The 20,883-nt window shown below is 38.5% G+C and carries 22 protein-coding genes; 20 read left to right on the top strand and 2 right to left on the bottom strand.

What is annotated here, in order from left to right; all coding sequences use genetic code 11:
• Positions 1–3: 3 nt before the first annotated feature.
• The 13 genes from lptE (at position 4) to crcB (ending at position 11,636) form a co-directional block, all read left to right on the top strand.
• Positions 4–552 carry an LPS assembly lipoprotein LptE gene (gene lptE / locus M997_RS06500; RefSeq protein WP_064719302.1) on the top strand — a complete coding sequence of 183 codons (549 nt, stop codon included), beginning with the start codon at positions 4–6 and terminating at the stop codon, positions 550–552.
• A complete protein-coding gene (holA, locus tag M997_RS06495) occupies positions 549–1,583 on the top strand; it encodes a DNA polymerase III subunit delta (protein ID WP_064719301.1) in 1,035 nt (344 codons plus the stop codon). The genes lptE and holA overlap by 4 nt, the downstream gene beginning before the upstream one ends.
• The gene (gene nadD / locus M997_RS06490; RefSeq protein ID WP_064719300.1) at positions 1,576–2,247 is read left to right on the top strand and encodes a nicotinate-nucleotide adenylyltransferase; all 672 of its coding nucleotides are present in this window, start codon (positions 1,576–1,578) and stop codon (positions 2,245–2,247) included. Before holA ends, nadD begins: the two co-directional genes overlap by 8 nt.
• Before the next feature lie 492 nt (positions 2,248–2,739).
• Complete coding sequence (rsfS, locus tag M997_RS06485; RefSeq protein ID WP_074379339.1) at positions 2,740–3,066, top strand: ribosome silencing factor; 327 nt, start codon at positions 2,740–2,742, stop codon at positions 3,064–3,066.
• Positions 3,067–3,068: 2 nt separating this feature from the next.
• Positions 3,069–3,539 carry a 23S rRNA (pseudouridine(1915)-N(3))-methyltransferase RlmH gene (gene rlmH, locus M997_RS06480; protein WP_064719298.1) on the top strand — a complete coding sequence of 157 codons (471 nt, stop codon included), beginning with the start codon at positions 3,069–3,071 and terminating at the stop codon, positions 3,537–3,539.
• A 37-nt stretch (positions 3,540–3,576) separates the two neighbouring features.
• Positions 3,577–5,472, top strand: coding sequence for a peptidoglycan DD-transpeptidase MrdA (gene mrdA / locus M997_RS06475; protein WP_064719442.1), 1,896 nt, complete (start codon positions 3,577–3,579; stop codon positions 5,470–5,472).
• A gap of 5 nt (positions 5,473–5,477) precedes the next feature.
• Positions 5,478–6,590 (top strand): peptidoglycan glycosyltransferase MrdB, encoded by a 1,113-nt coding sequence (mrdB, locus tag M997_RS06470; RefSeq protein WP_064719297.1) that lies wholly within the window; start codon positions 5,478–5,480, stop codon positions 6,588–6,590.
• Between the two features lie 10 nt (positions 6,591–6,600).
• Positions 6,601–7,578, top strand: a complete 978-nt coding sequence (gene rlpA / locus M997_RS06465; protein WP_064719296.1) for an endolytic peptidoglycan transglycosylase RlpA — start codon at positions 6,601–6,603, stop codon at positions 7,576–7,578.
• A 123-nt stretch (positions 7,579–7,701) separates the two neighbouring features.
• Positions 7,702–8,913 carry a D-alanyl-D-alanine carboxypeptidase DacA gene (gene dacA, locus M997_RS06460; RefSeq protein WP_064719295.1) on the top strand — a complete coding sequence of 404 codons (1,212 nt, stop codon included), beginning with the start codon at positions 7,702–7,704 and terminating at the stop codon, positions 8,911–8,913.
• Positions 8,914–9,108: 195 nt separating this feature from the next.
• Entirely contained in the window at positions 9,109–9,372 is a 264-nt protein-coding gene (gene ybeD / locus M997_RS06455; protein ID WP_036912266.1) for a DUF493 family protein YbeD, read from the top strand.
• A gap of 161 nt (positions 9,373–9,533) precedes the next feature.
• Positions 9,534–10,178, top strand: a complete 645-nt coding sequence (lipB, locus tag M997_RS06450) for a lipoyl(octanoyl) transferase LipB (protein WP_064719294.1) — start codon at positions 9,534–9,536, stop codon at positions 10,176–10,178.
• A 101-nt stretch (positions 10,179–10,279) separates the two neighbouring features.
• A complete protein-coding gene (gene lipA, locus M997_RS06445) occupies positions 10,280–11,245 on the top strand; it encodes a lipoyl synthase (protein ID WP_064719293.1) in 966 nt (321 codons plus the stop codon).
• 16 nt (positions 11,246–11,261) lie between these two features.
• Positions 11,262–11,636: a fluoride efflux transporter CrcB gene (gene crcB, locus M997_RS06440; RefSeq protein WP_064719292.1), complete on the top strand. Its 375-nt coding sequence runs from the start codon at positions 11,262–11,264 to the stop codon at positions 11,634–11,636.
• Positions 11,637–11,735: 99 nt separating this feature from the next.
• Here the strand turns inward: crcB and cspE are convergent, their stop codons facing one another.
• Complete coding sequence (gene cspE / locus M997_RS06435) at positions 11,736–11,945, bottom strand: transcription antiterminator/RNA stability regulator CspE (protein ID WP_064719291.1); 210 nt, start codon at positions 11,943–11,945, stop codon at positions 11,736–11,738.
• Between the two features lie 197 nt (positions 11,946–12,142).
• On the bottom strand, positions 12,143–12,616 hold the full coding sequence (locus tag M997_RS06430) for a methylated-DNA--[protein]-cysteine S-methyltransferase (RefSeq protein ID WP_064719290.1): 474 nt from the start codon (positions 12,614–12,616) through the stop codon (positions 12,143–12,145).
• A 281-nt stretch (positions 12,617–12,897) separates the two neighbouring features.
• Here M997_RS06430 and nrdH point away from each other — a divergent pair, with 281 nt between their 5' ends.
• The 7 genes from nrdH to proX all read left to right on the top strand — a co-directional run bounded on the left by nrdH (position 12,898) and on the right by proX (position 20,806).
• Positions 12,898–13,122, top strand: a complete 225-nt coding sequence (gene nrdH / locus M997_RS06425; protein WP_064719289.1) for a glutaredoxin-like protein NrdH — start codon at positions 12,898–12,900, stop codon at positions 13,120–13,122.
• A 12-nt stretch (positions 13,123–13,134) separates the two neighbouring features.
• Entirely contained in the window at positions 13,135–13,542 is a 408-nt protein-coding gene (gene nrdI / locus M997_RS06420; protein WP_064719288.1) for a class Ib ribonucleoside-diphosphate reductase assembly flavoprotein NrdI, read from the top strand.
• Positions 13,543–13,564: 22 nt separating this feature from the next.
• Positions 13,565–15,691 carry a class 1b ribonucleoside-diphosphate reductase subunit alpha gene (nrdE, locus tag M997_RS06415; protein WP_074379338.1) on the top strand — a complete coding sequence of 709 codons (2,127 nt, stop codon included), beginning with the start codon at positions 13,565–13,567 and terminating at the stop codon, positions 15,689–15,691.
• Positions 15,692–15,722: 31 nt separating this feature from the next.
• Positions 15,723–16,691, top strand: a complete 969-nt coding sequence (nrdF, locus tag M997_RS06410; protein ID WP_064719287.1) for a class 1b ribonucleoside-diphosphate reductase subunit beta — start codon at positions 15,723–15,725, stop codon at positions 16,689–16,691.
• Positions 16,692–17,315: 624 nt separating this feature from the next.
• The gene (gene proV, locus M997_RS06405; protein WP_064719286.1) at positions 17,316–18,515 is read left to right on the top strand and encodes a glycine betaine/L-proline ABC transporter ATP-binding protein ProV; all 1,200 of its coding nucleotides are present in this window, start codon (positions 17,316–17,318) and stop codon (positions 18,513–18,515) included.
• Positions 18,508–19,683, top strand: a complete 1,176-nt coding sequence (gene proW / locus M997_RS06400; protein WP_064719285.1) for a glycine betaine/L-proline ABC transporter permease ProW — start codon at positions 18,508–18,510, stop codon at positions 19,681–19,683. Before proV ends, proW begins: the two co-directional genes overlap by 8 nt.
• 127 nt (positions 19,684–19,810) lie before the next feature.
• On the top strand, positions 19,811–20,806 hold the full coding sequence (proX, locus tag M997_RS06395; RefSeq protein ID WP_064719283.1) for a glycine betaine/L-proline ABC transporter substrate-binding protein ProX: 996 nt from the start codon (positions 19,811–19,813) through the stop codon (positions 20,804–20,806).
• Positions 20,807–20,883 lie beyond the last annotated feature (77 nt).

The following is a 20,883-nucleotide window of genomic DNA, read 5'->3' as shown; positions in this document are numbered from 1 at the left end:
CTAGTGCGATATCTATTTTCGCTATTTTTCGGGTTGGCGGTGTTAATCACCGCTGGCTGTGGTTTTCATTTACAAGGAAAAACACAGGTTCCAGCGGAATTAAAAACACTTTATCTGAGCTCTGGTGACCCTTATGGGCCTTTATCTCGTGTAATGCGTCAGCAATTAAGATTAAGCGGCGTTCAGTTAGTTGAGAACCCAACAGCTGATATCCCAGTCTTAAAAATTGTCGGCTCTTCAGAAAGTAAAGAAACCGTTTCTGTTTACCAAGATGGTAAAACAGCAGAACGTCAGTTAACGTTTACACTGGATGCACAAGTTATTATCCCTGATGGCACGATTTACCCAATATCGTCTCAAGTATCTCGCCCATTTTTTGATAACCCATTGGAAGCATTAGCAAAAGATGCTGAAAATGACATTATCAAACAAGAAATGCGTGAACAAGCAGCTGCGATGTTAGTGCGTAAATTATTGGTTGTTCACAATGCTGAACGCCAAAAAGTATCAGAAGCCGCTCAGGCGAAACAGATAATCTCACCAGCCAAATGATCCGTCTATATCCAGAACAACTGAACGCGCAGCTCCAAGAGGGGCTGCGCCAAAGTTACCTACTCTGGGGTAACGAACCTCTATTACTCCAAGAATCCCAAGATGCCATAGTATCCATAGCTAAAACACAAGGATTCACTGAGCATTATCAATTTACCCTTGATAATAATACTGACTGGAATGAAATCTATTCTCTTTGCCAGTCATTGAGCTTATTTTCTCAACGACAATCTATTCTGCTTCATTTGCCTGAAAATGGTCCTAATGCAGCAATGTCAGAAAAACTGGCGCTTTTATCTCAAGAGTTACATCAAGATCTCTTACTCATTCTACGTGGACATAAACTCACTAAAGCACAAGAAAATAGTGATTGGTTTAAAACCTTAAGCCAACAAGGAACTTATGTTACCTGTATTACGCCAGAACTTGATAAATTACCGCAATGGGTTGCTCGTAGAGCAAAACAAAAAGGATTAGCACTTGATGAGCAAGGTAATCAATTACTTTGCTACTGCTATGAAGGAAATCTATTAGCGTTAGCACAAGCAATAGAACGACTTTCGCTACTTTATCCTGATGGTAAGCTTTCGTTACCGCGTATTGAAGCAGCTGTAAATGATGCTTCACATTTTTCACCTTATCATTGGGTTGATGCATTATTGGCAGGAAAAACGCAGCGTGCGTGGCATATTTTACAACAACTTAAAAGAGAAGATGTTGAACCTGTTATTTTGCTAAGAACATTACAGCGTGAATTAATGCAGTTAATTACACTGCATCGTGAGCAAAAAAATGCACCAATAAAGCAGGTTTTTGATCAACACCGTATTTGGCAAAATCGTCGCCCTATATTTAGTGCAGCATTACAACGACTTTCAGAACATCAATTACTCACAGCAATACACTTATTAACGAGCATCGAAATTACCGTTAAACAAGATTATGGTCAGACTATTTGGCCTGATTTAAGTGCCCTTGGATTACTGCTGTGTGGAAAAGCATTACCAGAAGGATTTGTCAGCAATGCCTAAAACTAACCATAAAATGCCGTTAATTAATCAAGCTATCGCTTTATATGGCGGTACTTTTGATCCTATTCACTACGGGCACTTACGCCCTGTAGAAGCACTTTCTGGATTAATTGGTCTAAAAGAAGTCATTTGGTTACCTAATAATATTCCACCTCACCGTCCACAACCAGAAGCGTCATCAGAACAACGCCTTGAGATGGTTCGCCTAGCATTACGTCCTTTTGCTTCATTTAAAGTGGATACGCGTGAACTTGAAAAACCGACCCCTTCTTATACCATCGAAACATTGCGTGATTTTCGCCAAGAAATTGGGGATAAACAGCCGTTGGCATTTATTATTGGGCAAGACTCATTATTATCAATTAATACATGGCATCAGTGGGAAAGTTTACTTGATGTATGCCATTTATTAGTTTGTGCTCGCCCTGGTTATCAAACTCATTTTGAAACACCACAAATGCAAACATGGCTTGAACAGCATCAAACGTATCAACAAGAAGATATTCACTGTTTACCTGCCGGCAAAATCTTACTTGCTGACACCCCTCTCTATAATATTTCAGCAACAGATATTCGAGCGCGCCATAAAGTGGGAATAGACTGCCATGATCTATTGCCTAATCGTGTCGAAGACTATATTCGTCAACAAAAGCTTTATCAGTAATCTAATTGTTTATTAAGTTCTCAGTTAAATAAATTAAAACAATTCAGGTTACTCAATCTCTTCTCTTTCTAACAAAAGATTGGGAAATACATCTTTTTTTCACATTATGATCGCCTATTAGTAAAAAAAACCAAATTAAGTCGTATAATGCACCAGTAATAGACGAACAACATAACAAATAGGTATTTCATGAGCATTGACAGCTGTTGTTTAGCTGTTATTCTCACCCTCAGCGGCCGTTTAGGGAACTGTAAAAGAAAACTGTCGTCTAACAGGAAGTTATTATTTGCCTGCCTTTTGATATTGATTACACGCATCAACTGGGCATATATTAATTTTCCTAAATTAATCGCCGAAAAACAGGAAAACTTGCTTGGTGTTCTTGTTATCGATAACTTGAATTAATCATCGAGTAAATAGATTTATTGGCATAAATACCTTTAAAATAGTGTTTTGCTATTTTCTCGATTGAGTTAACTGAATAGATAAAAGGTGACCCTTTTGCAAGGCTCAGAATTACAGCAATTTATTATTGATAAACTTGAGGATTCTAAAGCTCAAGATATTATTGCGTTAGATGTTCGCGGAAAATCAAGTGTAACTGATTACATGATTATTTGTACGGGTACATCCAATCGTCATTTGATGTCTGTCGCAGATAATCTCGTTGATGATTGTCGCAAAGCAGGATTACATCCTTTAGGGGTTGAAGGTCAAGGTATTTCAGATTGGATTGTTGTTGACCTTGGTGAAGCCATGGTTCACGTGATGCAAGAAGATAGCCGCCGTATGTACGAACTCGAAAAACTCTGGAGCTGAGTTTGAAATTACAGCTCATTGCCGTTGGTACAAAAATGCCGGACTGGATCCAGACCGGCTTTATGGATTACCTAAATCGTTTCCCTAAAGATATGCCATTGGAATTAATCGAAATTTCAGCGGGTAAGCGGGGGAAAAATGCGGATATCAAACGTATTCTCGAAAAAGAAGGCGAGCAGATGTTAGCAGCGGTAGGTAAAGGCAACCGTATTGTCACTCTCGATATTCCTGGCGCTCGTTGGGATACACCAAAACTCGCAGAACAACTTGAACACTGGAAGCTTGATGGTAGAAACGTCAGTTTATTAATTGGTGGCCCCGAAGGATTAGCACCTGCTTGCAAAGAAGCCGCACATCAAAGCTGGTCTTTATCTCCATTAACAATGCCACATCCTCTGGTTCGTGTCGTGGTTGCAGAAAGCCTTTATCGAGCATGGAGCATTACCACAAATCATCCTTATCATCGAGAATAATAAATTGGCGGGTAAGTAAGTGAAATCAACTAATGGGATGAAGAAAAGAAAACGCACCCCGTTTCGAGATTATACTGCGGAATCAAAACTGTTTATCCGTCGTGTTGTCGTCGCGTTTTCAGGCATTTTAATATTAAGTGGTATTTTGGTTTTTAACCTCTACCACATACAAATTGCTCGCCATGATGATTATCAAACACGTTCAAATGATAACCGAATCAAACTAGTTCCCATCCCGCCCAGCCGAGGCATTATCTATGACCGCAAGGGGGTTCCTCTTGCGCTGAATCGTACTATCTATCAATTAGAAATAGTGCCTGAAAAAGTTGCGGATCTAAAAGAAACATTAGAGAGCTTAAGAGATGTCATCGATTTAACTGATGAAGATATCGCCGCATTTGAAAAAGAGCGCAAACGCTCGCGACGGTTTAGCTCTATCGCGCTAAAAACAGCCCTTAGCCAAGTACAAGTGGCGCGTTTTGCTATCAACCAATACCGCTATCCCGGTTTAGAAATTAAAGGCTATCAACGTCGTTTTTATCCTTATGGTTCTGCATTAACCCATGTGATTGGCTATGTTGCCAAAATTAACGATAAAGATGTTGAACGCTTAGAAAAAGAAGGTTTATACCCAAATTATGCTGCAACGCATGATATTGGTAAGTTAGGCATTGAGCGTTACTATGAATCTGTTTTACATGGTAAAACAGGTTATGAAGAGGTCGAAGTCAATAGCCGAGGCCGTGTTATTCGCCAATTACACGAACAACCACCACAAGCAGGTAAAGATATTTACCTTACTATCGATCTTGAGCTACAGACTTATATCGAAACATTACTGACGACAAGCCGTGCAGCAGTTGTTGTTACCGACCCTCGTAATGGTGAGATTTTAGCGCTTGTTTCTAACCCAAGTTATGACGCTAACCTTTTTGTTGGCGGTATTTCCAATACAGAATATCAAGCTCTGCTTAATAACCCGGACAGACCACTTATCAACCGAACAACACAAGGACTTTATCCCCCTGCTTCAACGGTGAAACCTTTTATGTCTGTTGCAGCATTAAGTGAAGGGGTGATTACCGCTAATACCACGATCCACGATCCCGGCTGGTGGCAGTTACCCGGCTCTGAAAAACGCTACCGTGACTGGAAACGTTGGGGGCATGGCAAACTGAATGTGACTAAATCAATTATTGAGTCCGCAGATACTTTCTTCTATCAAGTTGCTTATGATATGGGAATAGATCGCATTTCAACATGGATGACTCGTTTTGGTTATGGTGAATACACTGGCATTGATTTATCTGAAGAACGTAATGGCATTATGCCAACCAGAGAGTGGAAACAACAGCGCTATAAAAAACCTTGGTATCAAGGCGATACTATTCCAGTCGGTATTGGTCAAGGTTATTGGACTGCAACCCCCATCCAAATGGCAAAAGCGCTTATGACATTAATTAATGATGGGCAAGTAAAAACCCCTCATTTACTTTATGGCACAAAATTAGGCAATGAGATGTTACCTTATGTTGATGCTGAAACTCGCCAAATTGGTGATATTCATTCCGGTTATTGGGAACTTGCCAAACATGGTATGTATGGTGTTGCTAATCTGCCAAATGGTACTGCTCGTCGTAGTTTTGCTGATGCACCTTATAAAATTGCAGCAAAATCAGGTACTGCTCAGGTATTTAGTTACGAAACCTATAATGCAAGCCAATTGGCAGAACATCTTCGTGACCATAAATTAATGATAGCTTTTGCACCTTATGACAAACCGACTGTCGCTGTTGCTATTATTTTAGAAAATGGAGGCGCGGGGCCTTCTGTGGGTGATCTCACGCGTCAGATACTTGACCACATTTTACTTGGCGATAACAACACTGTATTGCCAGTATCTCCGCCATCTCCACGTGGTTCAGAGGAATAATCATTATGACTGAGAATAACAAGAAAAAATCACTCTGGACTCGCTTACATATCGATCCCCTTTTTCTGCTGTGTATTATTGCCTTGCTTGCCTATAGCGCATTTATTATGTGGAGTGCGAGTGGACAAGATCCTGAAATGATGGAAAGAAAAATGGGGCAAATTGCAACGGGTTTTATGGTCATGATCGTTTTGGCTCAAATCCCCCCCCGCGTTTATGAAAGTTGGGCTCCTCATCTCTATTTCTTCTGTATCGTTTTACTTATTTTTGTTGATGTTTTTGGTCATATTAGCAAAGGGGCTCAACGTTGGTTAGACTTAGGGATCATTCGTTTTCAGCCTTCTGAAATAGCTAAAATTGCAGTGCCGTTGATGGTAGCTCGATTTATGAATCGAGATGTTTGTCCACCGACATTACGTAATACTGCAATCGCCCTTGTGATTATTTTTGTTCCTACCCTTTTAGTCGCGGCTCAGCCCGATTTAGGCACCTCTATTTTAATTGCTGCATCAGGTATTTTTGTTATCTTTTTAGCAGGAATGAGTTGGCGCTTAATTACCGTTGCAGTACTGCTTATTGCTGCATTTATTCCTATACTCTGGTTTTTCCTGATGCATGATTACCAACGCACACGGGTAATGATGCTGCTAGACCCTGAATCAGACCCCTTAGGGGCGGGATATCATATTATCCAATCTAAAATTGCCATTGGTTCTGGTGGATTACATGGAAAAGGTTGGTTACAAGGCACGCAATCTCAATTAGAATTCTTACCTGAGCGCCATACAGACTTTATTTTTGCTGTTTTGGCTGAAGAAGTAGGATTAATCGGTGTTCTGATACTGCTTACACTCTATATACTCTTAATTGCGCGAGGTCTTTACCTTGCATCAAAAGCACAGAATACATTTGGTAGGGTTATGATTGGCGGATTAATGCTAATTCTCTTTGTTTATGTATTCGTTAATATAGGAATGGTCAGTGGGATCCTTCCTGTTGTCGGTGTGCCGTTACCTTTAGTGAGTTATGGAGGCTCTGCGCTTATTGTATTAATGGCAGGGTTCGGCATTGTTATGTCAATTCATACACACCGAAAACTATTATCAAAAAGTTTATAATGAGGTTTCTATGCGTTTGCAATGGATTTTGATTGGTTTCAGTGCATTGCTACTTTCAGGCTGTGTTATCGATAAGCCCGCAAATAATAAGCAACCAGCACCATTACCGAATGTGCCTGCTCAACGAGTATTAGGTGCTGAGCCTCGTTATGAGCCTTATCATCCCACAGCCAATAGAGACTATCGGAAAAATGGGACGGTTTATCATATCGTTCAAGATCCTGCTAATTTTAGCGAACGAGGACAAGCCATTGTTTACGATAGTTTAGCTATGAGTCGTTTAACTGCTATTGGCGAACGTATTAATCCTTATGAATTTGCAGCAGCTCATCCAACGTTACCTATTCCTAGTTATGTGAAAGTCACGAATTTGATGAATGGCCGTACAATGGTTGTTCGCATCAATGATCGTGGTCCTTACGTTGATAATAAGCAGTTACAGGTCACTCAAGCGGTTGCTGACAGTCTACGCATAATGCCAACAACACCATTGCAAATTGAAGGTATTGTTGTTGATCAAAATGGCTATATGAGTGGTATTGGTACACATGGTGCTCAAATAGAGAAAAAAACTGCCGCACTACCTGAGCGTCCTAATTTAGGTACTTCAGCCACAGCGACAACGACTACACCGATATCCCCTTCACAGTCAATAACACCTGCGGTAACAACGCCAACAGTAACTATGGCTCCAGCTCCAGCTCCAGCTCCAGCTCCAGCTCCAGCTCCAGCTCCACAGGTAGTATCTTCATCAACATCAGTTGCACAAGGTTATTATGTTCAAGTAGGTGCATTAAGTAACGCCAATAATGCACAGTCTTGGCTAACTGATTTATCGTCCTCGTTAAATACTAAAGGTCTTATTATTACCGCTGATGGGTTACATAAAGTACAACTAGGCCCTTATTCATCGAAAGAACAAGCTGAGACGATAAAAACTAAGCTTAAGCAAATTAAAGATATTAATGCATTTATCATTACTCAATAATGATGATATTTATATTTAATTCTTTTTATATCAGCAAACTAAAGGGTAGACTCTGGCAAGTTTGCTGATATTTTATTTATCGGTCTCTATTTTTCCCCTGAATTCCCGGAATAAACAAACAGAATGAAACAGACACTCCCAGCTAAATTACTAAGAACCAGCATACTCAGCACCACTTTTGCATTACTGGCTTTTAGCCATAACAGCTTTGCTGATGATTCAATCAAAACAATGATACCTGCTGTTCCTAGTATCGAAGCCGAATCCTATATTCTTATCGATTATAATTCAGGAAAAGTGCTAGCGGAAATGAACGCAGACGTTCGCCGTGACCCAGCAAGCTTAACCAAAATGATGACCAGTTATGTTATTGGGCAATCTATTCGTGCTGGAAAAATTTCAAATAGCGATATCGTTCCTATTGGTGAAGAAGCTTGGGCAACAGGTAATCCTATTTTCCGTGGTTCGTCGCTGATGTTTTTAAAACCGGGCGATCAAGTTACTGTAGCGCAATTAACTCGTGGTATTAATTTACAATCAGGTAATGATGCTTGTGTGGCAATGGCTTCTTATGTTGCTGGTAGCCAAGATACTTTTGTTACCATGATGAATGACTACGTTAAACGCCTAGGTTTACAAAATACGCAATTTCAAACGGTTCATGGACTTGATGCGCCTGGCCAATACAGCACCGCTCGTGATATGGCATTAATCGGTGCAGCGCTTATTCGCGATGTTCCTGATGAATACGCAATCTATAAAGAAAAAGAATATACCTACAACAATATTCGCCAAACTAACCGTAATGGTCTGTTGTGGGATACAAGTTTAAATGTTGATGGTATTAAAACAGGTCATACTGCATCGGCAGGTTATAATCTTGTCGCTTCAGCAACTGAAGGCGATATGCGCTTAATTTCTGTAGTAATGGGCGGACACTCTTCTAAAGGCCGTGATGCAGAAAGTAAAAAACTACTGACTTGGGGCTTTCGCTTTTTTGAAACCGTAAAACCTCTGCAAGTGGGTAAAGAATTTGCAGCCGAACCTATTTGGTATGGCGAAATGGATAAAGTGCAATTAGGCGTAGAAAAAGACGTTTACTTAACTATCCCTCGTGGCCGTTTAAAAGATTTAAAAGCCAGTTATATTCTTGATAATGTTGAGCTTCATGCACCTGTTGCTAAAAACCAAGTTGTTGGTGTAATTAACTTTCAACTTGATGGCCAAATTATTGAGCAACGCCCGTTAGTTGTTATGAATGAAGTAAAAGAAGGTGGCTTTTTCAGTCGCATGATTGATTACATCAAATTATTATTTTCACACTGGTTTAGCTAAACCTTGAAATGGGTAAATCTGTCCATATATAACTAACATATAGATATTGGCTTAACGCCATTTACCATTTTGATATTTACCCTAATAACACTCTCGCATTCCTTATTTACTAAGGAATGCGCTTTTTATTTATCAATATTGGGTATATCAATATATCGATTGCAACAATAATGTCTGTTGCTTTAAGGACTTAATATGAAAACCAAATTAAACGAACTGTTAGAGTTCCCTTGTTCATTTACTTATAAAGTCATGGGACATGCAAAACCAGAGTTGGTTGATCAAGTAGTTGAAGTTATTCAACGTCATGCTCCGGGTGACTATACACCATCCGTGAAACCAAGTAGCAAAGGTAACTACCACTCTGTTTCTATTACTATTAATGCAACGCATATCGACCAAGTTGAAACGCTATATAAAGAGCTTGGTGAACTTGAATTAGTACGTATGGTTCTGTAATCATCTATTTCTATTCAATTATTTATTTTGAAAAGGTGCCAAGTTAGGCGCCTTTTTTGTATTTTTTCTGCTCATTTTTTTATTGCTTTCGGAAAAAAAACATCTCAATCTGGTAGTTCATTTGCCAGAGCGTTATACTGCCTTTCACAATTACGCTACAAATGAAGATTTTCACGGTGCAAGACAAAACAATCATTATTCGCCAATTAGGTGTGGAACCCTATTTACCGGTTTCTGATTCTATGCATCAGTTTACGGAAAAACGGGAAAGTCATACACCTGATGAAATATGGCTCGTTCAACATGAACAGGTTTTTACCCAAGGCCAAGCAGGTAAAGCTGAACACTTATTAAATACGGGAACTATCCCAGTGATTCAATCTGATCGTGGTGGCCAAGTGACTTATCATGGCCCTGGTCAACAAGTGATGTATGTTTTAATTGATTTAAAACGCAATCATGTAGGTGTACGTCAATTAGTCACCGCTCTTGAAAACACCGTTATTGATACGCTGGCAGAGTTTAATGTAGAAGCTTATGCTCGCGCTGATGCGCCCGGCGTTTACGTAAAGGGTGATAAAATTTGCTCTTTAGGATTACGCATTCGTAAAGGTTGCTCCTTTCATGGGCTTGCGCTCAATATCGATATGGATTTATCTCCTTTTGCACGAATAAATCCTTGTGGTTATTCTGATCTAAAAATGACGCAGTTAATTGATTTTGCACCGAATACGACAACGTCACAAGTAGCACCGTTATTAGTTAAGCATTTTTGTACGCAACTAGGATTCCAACCACAGCAATAAAAATGCTATAATTTTTTTAACATTTGTCATTTTTTTTTAAAACCCTGATTACCTCAGTCACATCGTGTTAATCACTCTAGATAACTGGAACTGGCACAATTATGAGTAAACCTATTCAGATGGAACGCGGAGTTAAATATCGCGACGCCGATAAAATGGCACTTATTCCTGTTAAAACGGTCGTTACAGAACGAGAAGAACTACTACGTAAACCTGAGTGGATGAAAATAAAACTGCCCGCTGATTCAAGTAAAATTCAGGGCATTAAAGCGGCAATGCGCAAAAATGGTCTTCACTCAGTATGTGAAGAAGCCTCTTGCCCTAACCTAGCGGAATGTTTTAACCACGGTACAGCAACCTTTATGATTTTAGGTGCTATCTGTACACGACGCTGCCCATTCTGTGATGTGGCACATGGTCGCCCAAATGCACCCGATCCACAAGAGCCACAGAAACTAGCTCAAACCATTAAAGATATGGGATTGCGCTATGTCGTTATCACCTCTGTAGACCGTGATGATTTGCGTGATGGGGGGGCTCAGCATTTTGCTGATTGTATCGCGGCAATCCGGGAGAAAAATCCAACCATTCGTATTGAAACATTAGTACCAGACTTTCGTGGCCGCATGGATAAAGCACTTGAGATCCTAACACAAACACCGCCAGACGTTTTCAACCACAATTTAGAAAATGTGCCACGCGTTTATCGTCAAGTACGTCCAGGTGCTAACTACCAATGGTCACTCACATTATTAGAGCGTTTTAAGCAAGCGCACCCTGATATTCCAACAAAATCAGGTTTAATGGTTGGGCTAGGTGAGACAAACGAAGAAATTATTGACGTTATGCGTGATCTGCGCAAACATGGAGTAACGATGCTGACACTGGGGCAATATCTGCAACCAAGCCGTCATCATCTTCCTGTTCAACGCTACGTCAGTCCTGACGAGTTTGAATACATGAAAGAACAAGCACTGGCGATGGGCTTTACTCACGCAGCTTGTGGTCCATTTGTCCGCTCATCTTATCATGCTGATCTTCAAGCTCAGGGGATTGAGGTTAAATAACGATTAATCTCTTAATATGCTCAATATTGCAATAGCTGTATTTATAGGTGGTGGTTTAGGTAGCGTGTTGCGCTGGCTAATTAGCTACCGCCTAAATTCACTCTTTCCTCACTTTGCAACAGGTACATTTGTAGCTAACTGCATTGGTGCTTTTATTATTGCTTTCGGTATTGCTTGGTTTAGTAAAGCGCCTCATATCGACCCCATTTGGAAAATAATGTTAACTACTGGGTTTTGTGGCGGCTTAACCACATTTTCAACCTTCTCGGTTGAAGTGGTGGCACTACTTACTGAAGGCAAAATAGGTTGGGCACTAGGAACGATGGGAGCAAACTTAGCTGGCTCATTTTTAATGACTGCATTTGCTTTTTGGCTATTAAGAGAAATGTAACGATTCTAAACATAAAAACCGGTTAAATAACGGGTTTAGCTCTAGAAACATAAAAACCCGTTAAATAACGGGTTTTTACTGTCTCAAAGAAGTCGTTAATTAGATAGCGACAACGTTTGCAGCAGATGGCCCTTTCGCGCCGTCAGTAACTTCAAACTCTACTTTTTGACCTTCAGCAAGGGTTTTAAAGCCTTCTGAACTAATAGCGGAAAAGTGTACAAATACATCTTTGCTGCCATCTTCTGGAGTGATAAAACCAAAACCTTTAGTTTCGTTAAACCACTTAACGTTACCTTTTAATTTAGACATCAAGTTTACCTTTAAAATAGAAAATAAACGCAAGCGTTTTGCGTTGGCTATAGTAAAACAAAAATGATGATTCGCTGTCCACAGTCTAGATCACGAAACTTGCATTTTTTTTCTGCCAACCGATTAATATTCAGACAAATCTCATAACTTAAGCCATAGTTCTCTTAAGAAATAATACTTAATACTAACAGTATGAACTATTCATCAATATCAACTTTTTCGTAACGAAGTAGCCAACGTTTAATATCTAACCCACCAGTATAGCCCACTAATTTTCCATTATGTCCAATAACTCGATGACAAGGGATGATTAAAGAGATTGGGTTACGCGAGTTTGCCATTCCAACCGCTCTGCAATAATTGACTGAACCTAATGTAAGCGCTAATTTTTTATAACTCCAAATTTCACCAAAAGGTATCGTTTGAAGAGTTTGCCAAACACGGTCTTGAAATTCAGTTCCCTCTGGTGCTAATGGCACTGAAAATGTCGTACGTTTACCTGTAAAATACTCTTTCAATTGCTTAATACATTGATTAATTATCGGACTTGAATGAACGGCGATTTCTTTTTCATCTACAAAATAGAGGCTCGTAATTCCCTCTTCATTTGCAGTAATCGATATATAGGGTTTTGGGAATTCTTTTGGTGTATCGAGATAATCTTGGTACATAATGTTTTCTCTGCTGATCCGTCTGTATTCACAAGATTAAATCATGCTTTATTTATAAAGCAATCATCTAATTACTCGCATACCTAATAAAAATTGATCAATAAAGCGATTGAAAAATAAAATTAGTACGCTAACTGTTTAATTTTAATAATAATCATTATCAAACAACAAAATCACCATATATTGTGTGGTTGAAAATAAATAACTCTATATATAGTATCTAACCACTTTTCATTGTGAACGTTATTGTTATGCGTTTACATTTTTATAAGGGTTAGTTTATGTCTGTGATCCTCTATACCAAACCGAATTGCGTTCAATGCAGTGCCACTGAACGTGCGTTAAAACAGAAAAATATTCCGTTTGTCTCTGTAGATCTCACGAAAGATACGCAAGCATTAGAACAGATTGTTTCGATGGGATATCGACAAGTGCCTGTCGTTGTTAATGGCGAACAACATTGGTCTGGATTTTGTCCTGATAAAATAAGACAAATTACGCTCTAAAAGGAGCTACTAATGCAAACTGCACCTTTAATTTATTTTTCAAGTCGCTCTGAAAATTGTCACCGCTTCGTGCAAAAGCTCAATATACAAGCAACAAGATTAATTGAAGATGAGCAACTACTTGCCACGCAACCTTTTGTGTTGCTTAGCCCTACTTATGGTGGCGGTGGAACTAAAGGTGCAGTTCCCAAAACGGTTATTCAGTTTTTAAATATTCCTGAAAACCGCCATTTAATACGTGGCGTAATCGCTTCTGGCAATACTAATTTTGGTGCCGCTTATGGATTAGCCGGCGAGATTATCGCTCAAAAATGCCAAGTGCCTTTTCTCTATCGATTTGAGCTTCTAGGCACGCCAGAAGATGTTAAGCGCGTAAAAACAGGATTAAGTGCGTTTTGGTCAACTGTTGAAATGACCTGAACAATGCAGTGAGATACTAAACATGACTCAATCAACTGAACAACTTGATTACCATGCGTTAAATGCCATGCTCAATCTCTATGACGAACAAGGCAATATTCAATTTGAGAAAGACAAATTAGCGACCCACCACTTTTTTCGTCAGCATGTTAATCAAAACACGGTATTTTTTCACGATCTTAAAGAGAAACTTGATTTTCTAGTACAGCAGCACTATTACGAGGCACAAGTTTTAGAACAATATAAATTTGCCTTTATAAAACAGCTTTTTAAGCATGCTTATAGCAAAAAATTTCGCTTTCAATCCTTTCTTGGCGCCTTTAAATACTATACCAGCTACACCTTAAAGACCTTTGATGGCGAACGCTATCTCGAGCGCTATGAAGACAGAGTATGCATGGTGGCATTAACACTTGCGCAAGGAAATACCGACCTTGCTATACACATTGTTGATGAAATTATTAGTGGCCGCTTTCAACCCGCAACACCTACATTCTTAAATTGTGGCAAACAACAACGAGGCGAATTAGTCTCCTGCTTTCTTTTGCGTATTGAAGACAATATGGAGTCTATTGGTAGATCAGTTAACTCTGCACTACAACTTTCTAAACGCGGCGGTGGTGTTGCTTTTTTACTAACAAACTTACGTGAAGCGGGTGCGCCAATTAAGCGTATAGAAAATCAATCTTCTGGCGTCGTACCTGTAATGAAAATGCTTGAAGATGCATTTTCATACGCCAATCAATTAGGTGCGAGACAAGGTGCTGGCGCCGTTTATCTTCATGCTCACCACCCTGATATTTATCATTTTCTTGATACTAAGCGAGAAAATGCAGATGAAAAAGTCAGAATTAAAACACTTTCTTTAGGTGTCGTTATTCCTGATATTACCTTTGAGCTCGCTAAGCGTAATGAAGATATGTACCTCTTTTCACCTTATGATATAGAGCGCGTTTATGGCATGCCTATGTCTGAAATAAGCATTAGCGAAAAATATGCTGAAATGGTAAATAACGCCAATATTCGCAAAAAGAAAATTAAAGCTAGGGAGTTTTTTCAAACATTAGCTGAAATTCAATTTGAATCTGGCTATCCCTATATTATGTTTGAAGATGCGGTGAATCGAAATAACCCTATTGCGGGTCGAATTAATATGAGTAATTTATGCTCTGAAATTCTTCAAGTTAATAGTGCCAGTGAATACCACCCCGATTTAAGTTATCGCTATATTGGTCATGATATCAGCTGTAATTTAGGTTCAATGAATATTGCGATGGCGATGGATTCGCCTGATTTTGCTCATACGATTAATATTGCTATTAGAGCACTAAGTAATGTCGCTGATATGACTAAAATAGAATCGGTACCTTCTATTCAAAAAGGCAACCAAGCTTCTCATGCCATTGGTTTAGGGCAAATGAATTTACATGGTTATTTAGCCCGAGAAGGTATTTATTATGGTTCTGAAGAAGCATTAGATTTTACTAATATCTATTTTTATACCGTTACTTATTACGCTTTATTAGCATCAAATCAATTAGCCATTGAAAAAAAACAGACTTTCAATAATTTTGAGAATTCAAAATACGCTTCCGGTGAATATTTTAATAAATATTTATCCCAACAGTGGCTGCCTAAAACACAAAAAATCCACCAGCTATTTAGCCAATCAAATGTACATATTCCAACTCAAGAAGATTGGCAAAAACTTAAACTATCGATCATGACTTACGGCATTTATAATCAGAACTTGCAAGCAATACCACCTACTGGTTCTATTTCTTATATCAACCACTCTACATCAAGCATCCACCCTATTGCAGCGCCTATAGAAATAAGAAAAGAAGGTAAAATTGGTCGGGTTTATTATCCAGCACCGTTTATGACCAATGAAAATCGCCACTATTATCAAGATGCTTACGAAATTGGTGCTGAAAAAATTATTGATACCTATGCTCAAGCCACACAGCATATTGATCAAGGCTTATCATTAACCTTGTTCTTTTCTGATGAGGCAACAACAAGAGATATCAATAAAGCCCAAATCTATGCTTGGCGCAAAGGTATTAAAACCTTGTATTACATTCGTATTCGACAAACAGCATTAGCCGGAACTGAAATAAAAGGCTGTGTTTCATGTGCGCTTTAATAAAAATAAATAACAATAAGGAGGATGCAATATGTCAGCACCTTATTTAAATCGTGTTAATGCGATTAATTGGAATCGTATAGAAGATGAGAAAGATCTTGAAGTATGGAATCGTCTTACTATGAATTTTTGGCTACCTGAAAAAATACCACTTTCTAATGATATTCCTTCTTGGAATACGCTTACAGCAAAAGAAAAGCAACTCACTATTCGTGTTTTTACTGGATTAACGTTACTCGATACTATTCAAAATACGGTAGGTGCACCTACTTTAATGCCAGATGCTCTTACACCACATGAAGAAGCTGTATTATCTAATATTTGCTTTATGGAAGCCGTACATGCTCGCTCTTACAGCTCTATTTTCTCTACACTTTGTTTAACGACCGATGTAGATGCCGCTTATCGATGGAGTGAAGAGGATCCTTTTTTACAAAAGAAAGCTGAAATAATTCTACGCTATTACCAAGATGTCGACCCACTTAAGAAAAAGATTGCCAGCGTCTTTTTAGAATCATTTCTATTCTATTCCGGTTTCTATTTACCTATGTATTGGTCAAGTAGAGGTAAATTAACCAATACTGCTGATCTAATTCGTCTTATTATTAGAGATGAAGCTGTTCATGGTTATTATATTGGCTATAAATTTCAAAATCAGTTATTAAATAAATCAGAATTAGAAAAACAAGAAATCAAAGATTTTGCTTTCTCTTTACTTTTAGATTTATATGATAATGAAGTGAAATATACTGAAAATCTTTATGACTCTGTAGGCTGGACTGAAGATGTAAAAAAATTTCTTCATTATAATGCCAATAAAGCATTAATGAACTTAGGCTATGAGGCTTTATTCCCAGATGAATTAACCGATGTAAGCCCTGCTATTCTTTCTTCATTATCACCAGATGCTAATGAGAATCATGATTTCTTTTCCGGCTCTGGTTCTTCTTATGTTATTGGTAAAACAATTAATACAGAAGATGATGATTGGGATTTTTAATTTAATCCAAAAGTGTCTAATCAAAAGTAACGCTAGCATACATTGATTTTAATTATGTATTAACAATAAAAATATAATGCACTGAAAAATATAACTTATTTTTTAGTGCGTTTTTTATTGCTTATTAATTAATCTAATTATATGATTTTTACCGTTCGATTATCTGAAATAACCAACTTTTTACGAATGATTTTTAATGATTTTCCTTATTATTCACCTATCAACCACAATAAAACATTAAAAATACTAATGTAAATGCATTTATATCCATTTTTATTTTCTTGAAAGTATTCCTATAAATAGCCTTTTTATTATCATTTCCATTGAGATCATAATCAAAATAATAATATCTATAAAAATAACGTTATTTCAGTGAGTTATCACAATAATTATTTTTTTATAAAAAAAGATTATTTCGCTTTATTTAATTATTAATCATTAACAATATGATAGAAAAAAAGAGAATTTATTTAGTTAATTCTAATTAACATAGGGTTGTCAGGCAGCTTCATTATGGTAGGGTATTTCCCTTACTAAAAAACGTTAATTAGGAATTTAAGCACCATAAATTCATTATATTTTTATTTATTCTTTCCATTATTTTAATAGGGAACGATATATTGCATGGCAATTAAATTAGAAGTTAAAAACCTCTATAAGGTATTTGGCGAGCACCCAAAACGTGCCTTTGATTTATTAGAATCGGGTATGAATAAAGACCAGATTTTTGATAAAACAGGGTTAACCGTCGGTGTTCAAAATGCAAATCTGGCCATTGAAGAAGGCGAAATATTTGTCATCATGGGATTATCAGGATCTGGTAAATCCACATTAGTGCGCCTTCTCAATCGTCTGATAGATCCAACCCGAGGCGAAGTACTTATTGATGGCGAGAATATTGCCACAATGACTGATAAGGAACTCCGCCAAGTACGTCGTAAAAAAATCAGTATGGTGTTTCAATCTTTTGCTTTAATGCCGCATATGAATGTACTTGATAATACGGCTTTCGGAATGGATCTTGCTGGGTTAAGCAAAGAAGAACGCTATGAAAAAGCGATGGCCGCTTTAGAACAGGTAAACCTTGGAAATCATGCTAACTCATGGCCTGATGAGCTATCAGGTGGTATGCGCCAACGTATTGGGCTTGCTCGAGCATTAGCAAATGATCCTGATATCTTATTGATGGATGAAGCCTTTTCCGCACTTGACCCATTAATACGTACTGAAATGCAAGATGAATTGCTAAGTTTGCAAGGCGATAAACAACGTACGATAGTATTTATTTCTCATGATCTTGATGAAGCAATGCGTATTGGCGATAGAATTGCCATTATGCAAGGTGGTGTGGTCGTTCAAATTGGTACACCCGATGAAATACTGAATAATCCAGCGAATGATTATGTACGCACCTTCTTTAGAGGTGTTGATATTAGCCACGTATTTAGTGCAAAAGATGTCGCAAAACGCCGCCCAGAAACATTACTGCATGTTGCCCCAGGATTTGGCCCTCGTTCTGCATTAAAAGTGCTTGAAGATGAAGATAGAAACTTTGGTTATCTTATTGAGCGAGGTAGAAAATTTATCGGTATTGTCTCGATTAATTCACTGGAAGAAGCATTAAAAAATAAACAACCTATTGAATCTGCAATTTTAACCGAGCCTTGCGCCATTAATGGTGAAACACCATTAAATGAACTGATTTCCACTGTTGCACAATCTCCCTGTGCCATTCCTGTTATTGATGATAAAAATCGCTACCTTGGTTTAATTTCAAAAGGAATGTTGTTACAAGCACTGGATAAGGAGACACCAAATGAGTAATACAACCAACCAAGCCAATCCTTGGGAAATGGACACTCAAGATAATACCGCAACAGATAATACTGCCACCCAAACAGCACCACAAGAAATGCAAAACAATGCTGTAGATGACGATCCTTGGAGTAGTGCTGATAGCACGACTACTGATGCTGATCCGTGGGGAACCGGTGGCACTGAAACGGTTGATACATCATCAGCAGGTGGTGATTGGTTAGATGCTGTCCCTACCGATACCACAACTGATCAATTTAATATCTTAGATCCCTTTCAGCATACGCTGATCCCATTAGATTCATGGGTAACAGAGGCGATAGACTGGGTTGTACTTCATTTTCGCCCACTATTCCAAGGAATACGAGTTCCCGTTGATCTTGTACTCGGTGGTTTTGAAAACTTTTTAACCTCAATGCCCGCTCCTGTTGCCATTATTCTATTTTCACTTATCGCATGGCAGCTTTCAGGCAAAGTAATGGGAGTGACCTCTTTTATTTCATTGATATTAATTGGTGCTATCGGTGCATGGTCTGAAGCGATGATAACACTGTCATTAGTGCTCACCTCGCTGCTGTTCTGCTTAATTATTGGCCTTCCGTTAGGAATATGGCTTGCTCATAGTGATAGGGCTTCAAAAATAGTCAGGCCTCTTTTAGATGCTATGCAGACAACACCTGCATTTGTCTATTTAGTACCTATCGTAATGCTTTTTGGTATTGGTAATGTGCCCGGTGTTGTTGTCACTATTATCTTTGCTTTACCGCCTATAGTGCGTCTGACTATTTTAGGTATTAAACAAGTACCTGAAGATTTAATTGAAGCGGCACAATCATTTGGAGCAAGTCCTCGCCAAATGCTATTTAAGGTGCAATTACCCTTAGCCATGCCAACAATTATGGCGGGTGTGAATCAAACCTTAATGTTAGCCCTTTCAATGGTCGTTATTGCCTCAATGATAGCTGTAGGTGGTTTAGGTCAGATGGTATTGCGTGGTATTGGTCGCCTTGATATGGGACTTGCCGCAGTAGGTGGTGCAGGTATCGTTATTCTGGCAATAATCCTTGATCGACTAACACAATCTTTGGGTCAAAATAATCGCTCGAAAGGAAATCGTCGCTGGTATCTAACCGGCCCTATTGGCTTAATTTGTCGAGTCGTAGGCAAAAAAGCATAAATCTAATACACAACGTTGTTATCACTAAAATTAAATCAAGAACATCAAGTTCAATCAATATTAGAGATAAAAGCGGTAGTTTAATTACCGCTATTTATCTCTTACTCTCACAACAGAAGGAAAAACTATGCGTAATCCAGTTCTCTGGGCAACGGTATTGTCCGCCACACTGATAAGCACCCAGTTATCCGCTGCTGATTTACCCGGTAAAGGGGTTTCGGTTCAACCAGTGCAAAGCACAATTTCTGAAGAAACTTTTCAGACATTAATCGTCAACAAAGCACTCGAACAATTAGGCTATACAGTTCAACCTACTAAAGAAGTCGACTATAACGTCGCTTACTCTTCTATCGCCAATGGCGATGCGACGTTTATGGCGGTCAGTTGGGTACCACTTCATAATTCACAATATGCTGCCGCAGGGGGTGACAATACCTTTTATCGCAAAGGTGATTATGTTGTAAACGCCGCGCAAGGCTATTTAATTGATAAAAAAACTGCTGAAAAATATAACATCACTAATATAGAGCAATTTAAAGATCCTAATATTGCTAAGTTATTCGATTCAAATGGTGATGGTAAAGCTGACTTAACCGGTTGTAATCCAGGCTGGGGTTGTGAAGAAGCAATCAATAATCATTTAAAAGCCTATGATTTAGAAAAATCGGTCACTCATAATCAAGGTAACTATGCAGCGATGATGGCTGATACCATTACACGTTTTAAAGAAGGGAAACCTATCTTTTATTACACATGGACACCTTATTGGATCAGTGATGTATTAAAACCGGGTAAAGATGTGGTGTGGCTACAGGTGCCTTTCTCTTCACTGCCGGGTGATGATAAAACCGATACCACCTTACCAAATGGGAAAAACTACGGTTTTCCACCAAGCACAATGCATATTGCTGCGAATAAAAAATGGGCACAAGCAAACCCTGCTGCTGCAAAACTTTTTGAGGTCATGAAAGTTTCTGTCGCTGATATCAATGCGCAAAACTTGCGTATGCATAATGGTCAGAAATCACAGGCTGACATTGAGCGTCATGCCAATGCATGGATAAAAGCCCACCAAAAAACGTTTGATGGCTGGGTTGAAGAAGCGCGTAATGCCGCTAAATAGAATGTATTAATAGTTAATATATTTCCTTTTATAAGCAAACAGGTCACTCTATCGTGACCTGTTTTTTTATTAATAAA

It is taken from the genome of Proteus hauseri ATCC 700826 (genome assembly GCF_001654965.1).
Lineage (GTDB): Bacteria > Pseudomonadota > Gammaproteobacteria > Enterobacterales > Enterobacteriaceae > Proteus > Proteus hauseri.
The sequence above is the reverse complement of the archived record's forward strand: the minus strand, read 5'-3'. Positions and strand labels throughout refer to the sequence as shown.

Coding starts and splice junctions, on each gene's coding strand:
- holA (WP_064719301.1), top strand. CDS start 549: ATGATCCGTCTATATCCAGAACAACTGAACGCGCAGCTCCAAGAGGGG.
- nadD (WP_064719300.1), top strand. CDS start 1,576: ATGCCTAAAACTAACCATAAAATGCCGTTAATTAATCAAGCTATCGCT.
- mrdA (WP_064719442.1), top strand. CDS start 3,577: ATGAAGAAAAGAAAACGCACCCCGTTTCGAGATTATACTGCGGAATCA.
- mrdB (WP_064719297.1), top strand. CDS start 5,478: ATGACTGAGAATAACAAGAAAAAATCACTCTGGACTCGCTTACATATC.
- rlpA (WP_064719296.1), top strand. CDS start 6,601: ATGCGTTTGCAATGGATTTTGATTGGTTTCAGTGCATTGCTACTTTCA.
- dacA (WP_064719295.1), top strand. CDS start 7,702: ATGAAACAGACACTCCCAGCTAAATTACTAAGAACCAGCATACTCAGC.
- ybeD (WP_036912266.1), top strand. CDS start 9,109: ATGAAAACCAAATTAAACGAACTGTTAGAGTTCCCTTGTTCATTTACT.
- lipB (WP_064719294.1), top strand. CDS start 9,534: ATGAAGATTTTCACGGTGCAAGACAAAACAATCATTATTCGCCAATTA.
- lipA (WP_064719293.1), top strand. CDS start 10,280: ATGAGTAAACCTATTCAGATGGAACGCGGAGTTAAATATCGCGACGCC.
- crcB (WP_064719292.1), top strand. CDS start 11,262: ATGCTCAATATTGCAATAGCTGTATTTATAGGTGGTGGTTTAGGTAGC.
- cspE (WP_064719291.1), bottom strand. CDS start 11,945: ATGTCTAAATTAAAAGGTAACGTTAAGTGGTTTAACGAAACTAAAGGT.
- M997_RS06430 (WP_064719290.1), bottom strand. CDS start 12,616: ATGTACCAAGATTATCTCGATACACCAAAAGAATTCCCAAAACCCTAT.
- nrdH (WP_064719289.1), top strand. CDS start 12,898: ATGTCTGTGATCCTCTATACCAAACCGAATTGCGTTCAATGCAGTGCC.
- nrdI (WP_064719288.1), top strand. CDS start 13,135: ATGCAAACTGCACCTTTAATTTATTTTTCAAGTCGCTCTGAAAATTGT.
- nrdE (WP_074379338.1), top strand. CDS start 13,565: ATGACTCAATCAACTGAACAACTTGATTACCATGCGTTAAATGCCATG.
- nrdF (WP_064719287.1), top strand. CDS start 15,723: ATGTCAGCACCTTATTTAAATCGTGTTAATGCGATTAATTGGAATCGT.
- proV (WP_064719286.1), top strand. CDS start 17,316: ATGGCAATTAAATTAGAAGTTAAAAACCTCTATAAGGTATTTGGCGAG.
- proW (WP_064719285.1), top strand. CDS start 18,508: ATGAGTAATACAACCAACCAAGCCAATCCTTGGGAAATGGACACTCAA.
- proX (WP_064719283.1), top strand. CDS start 19,811: ATGCGTAATCCAGTTCTCTGGGCAACGGTATTGTCCGCCACACTGATA.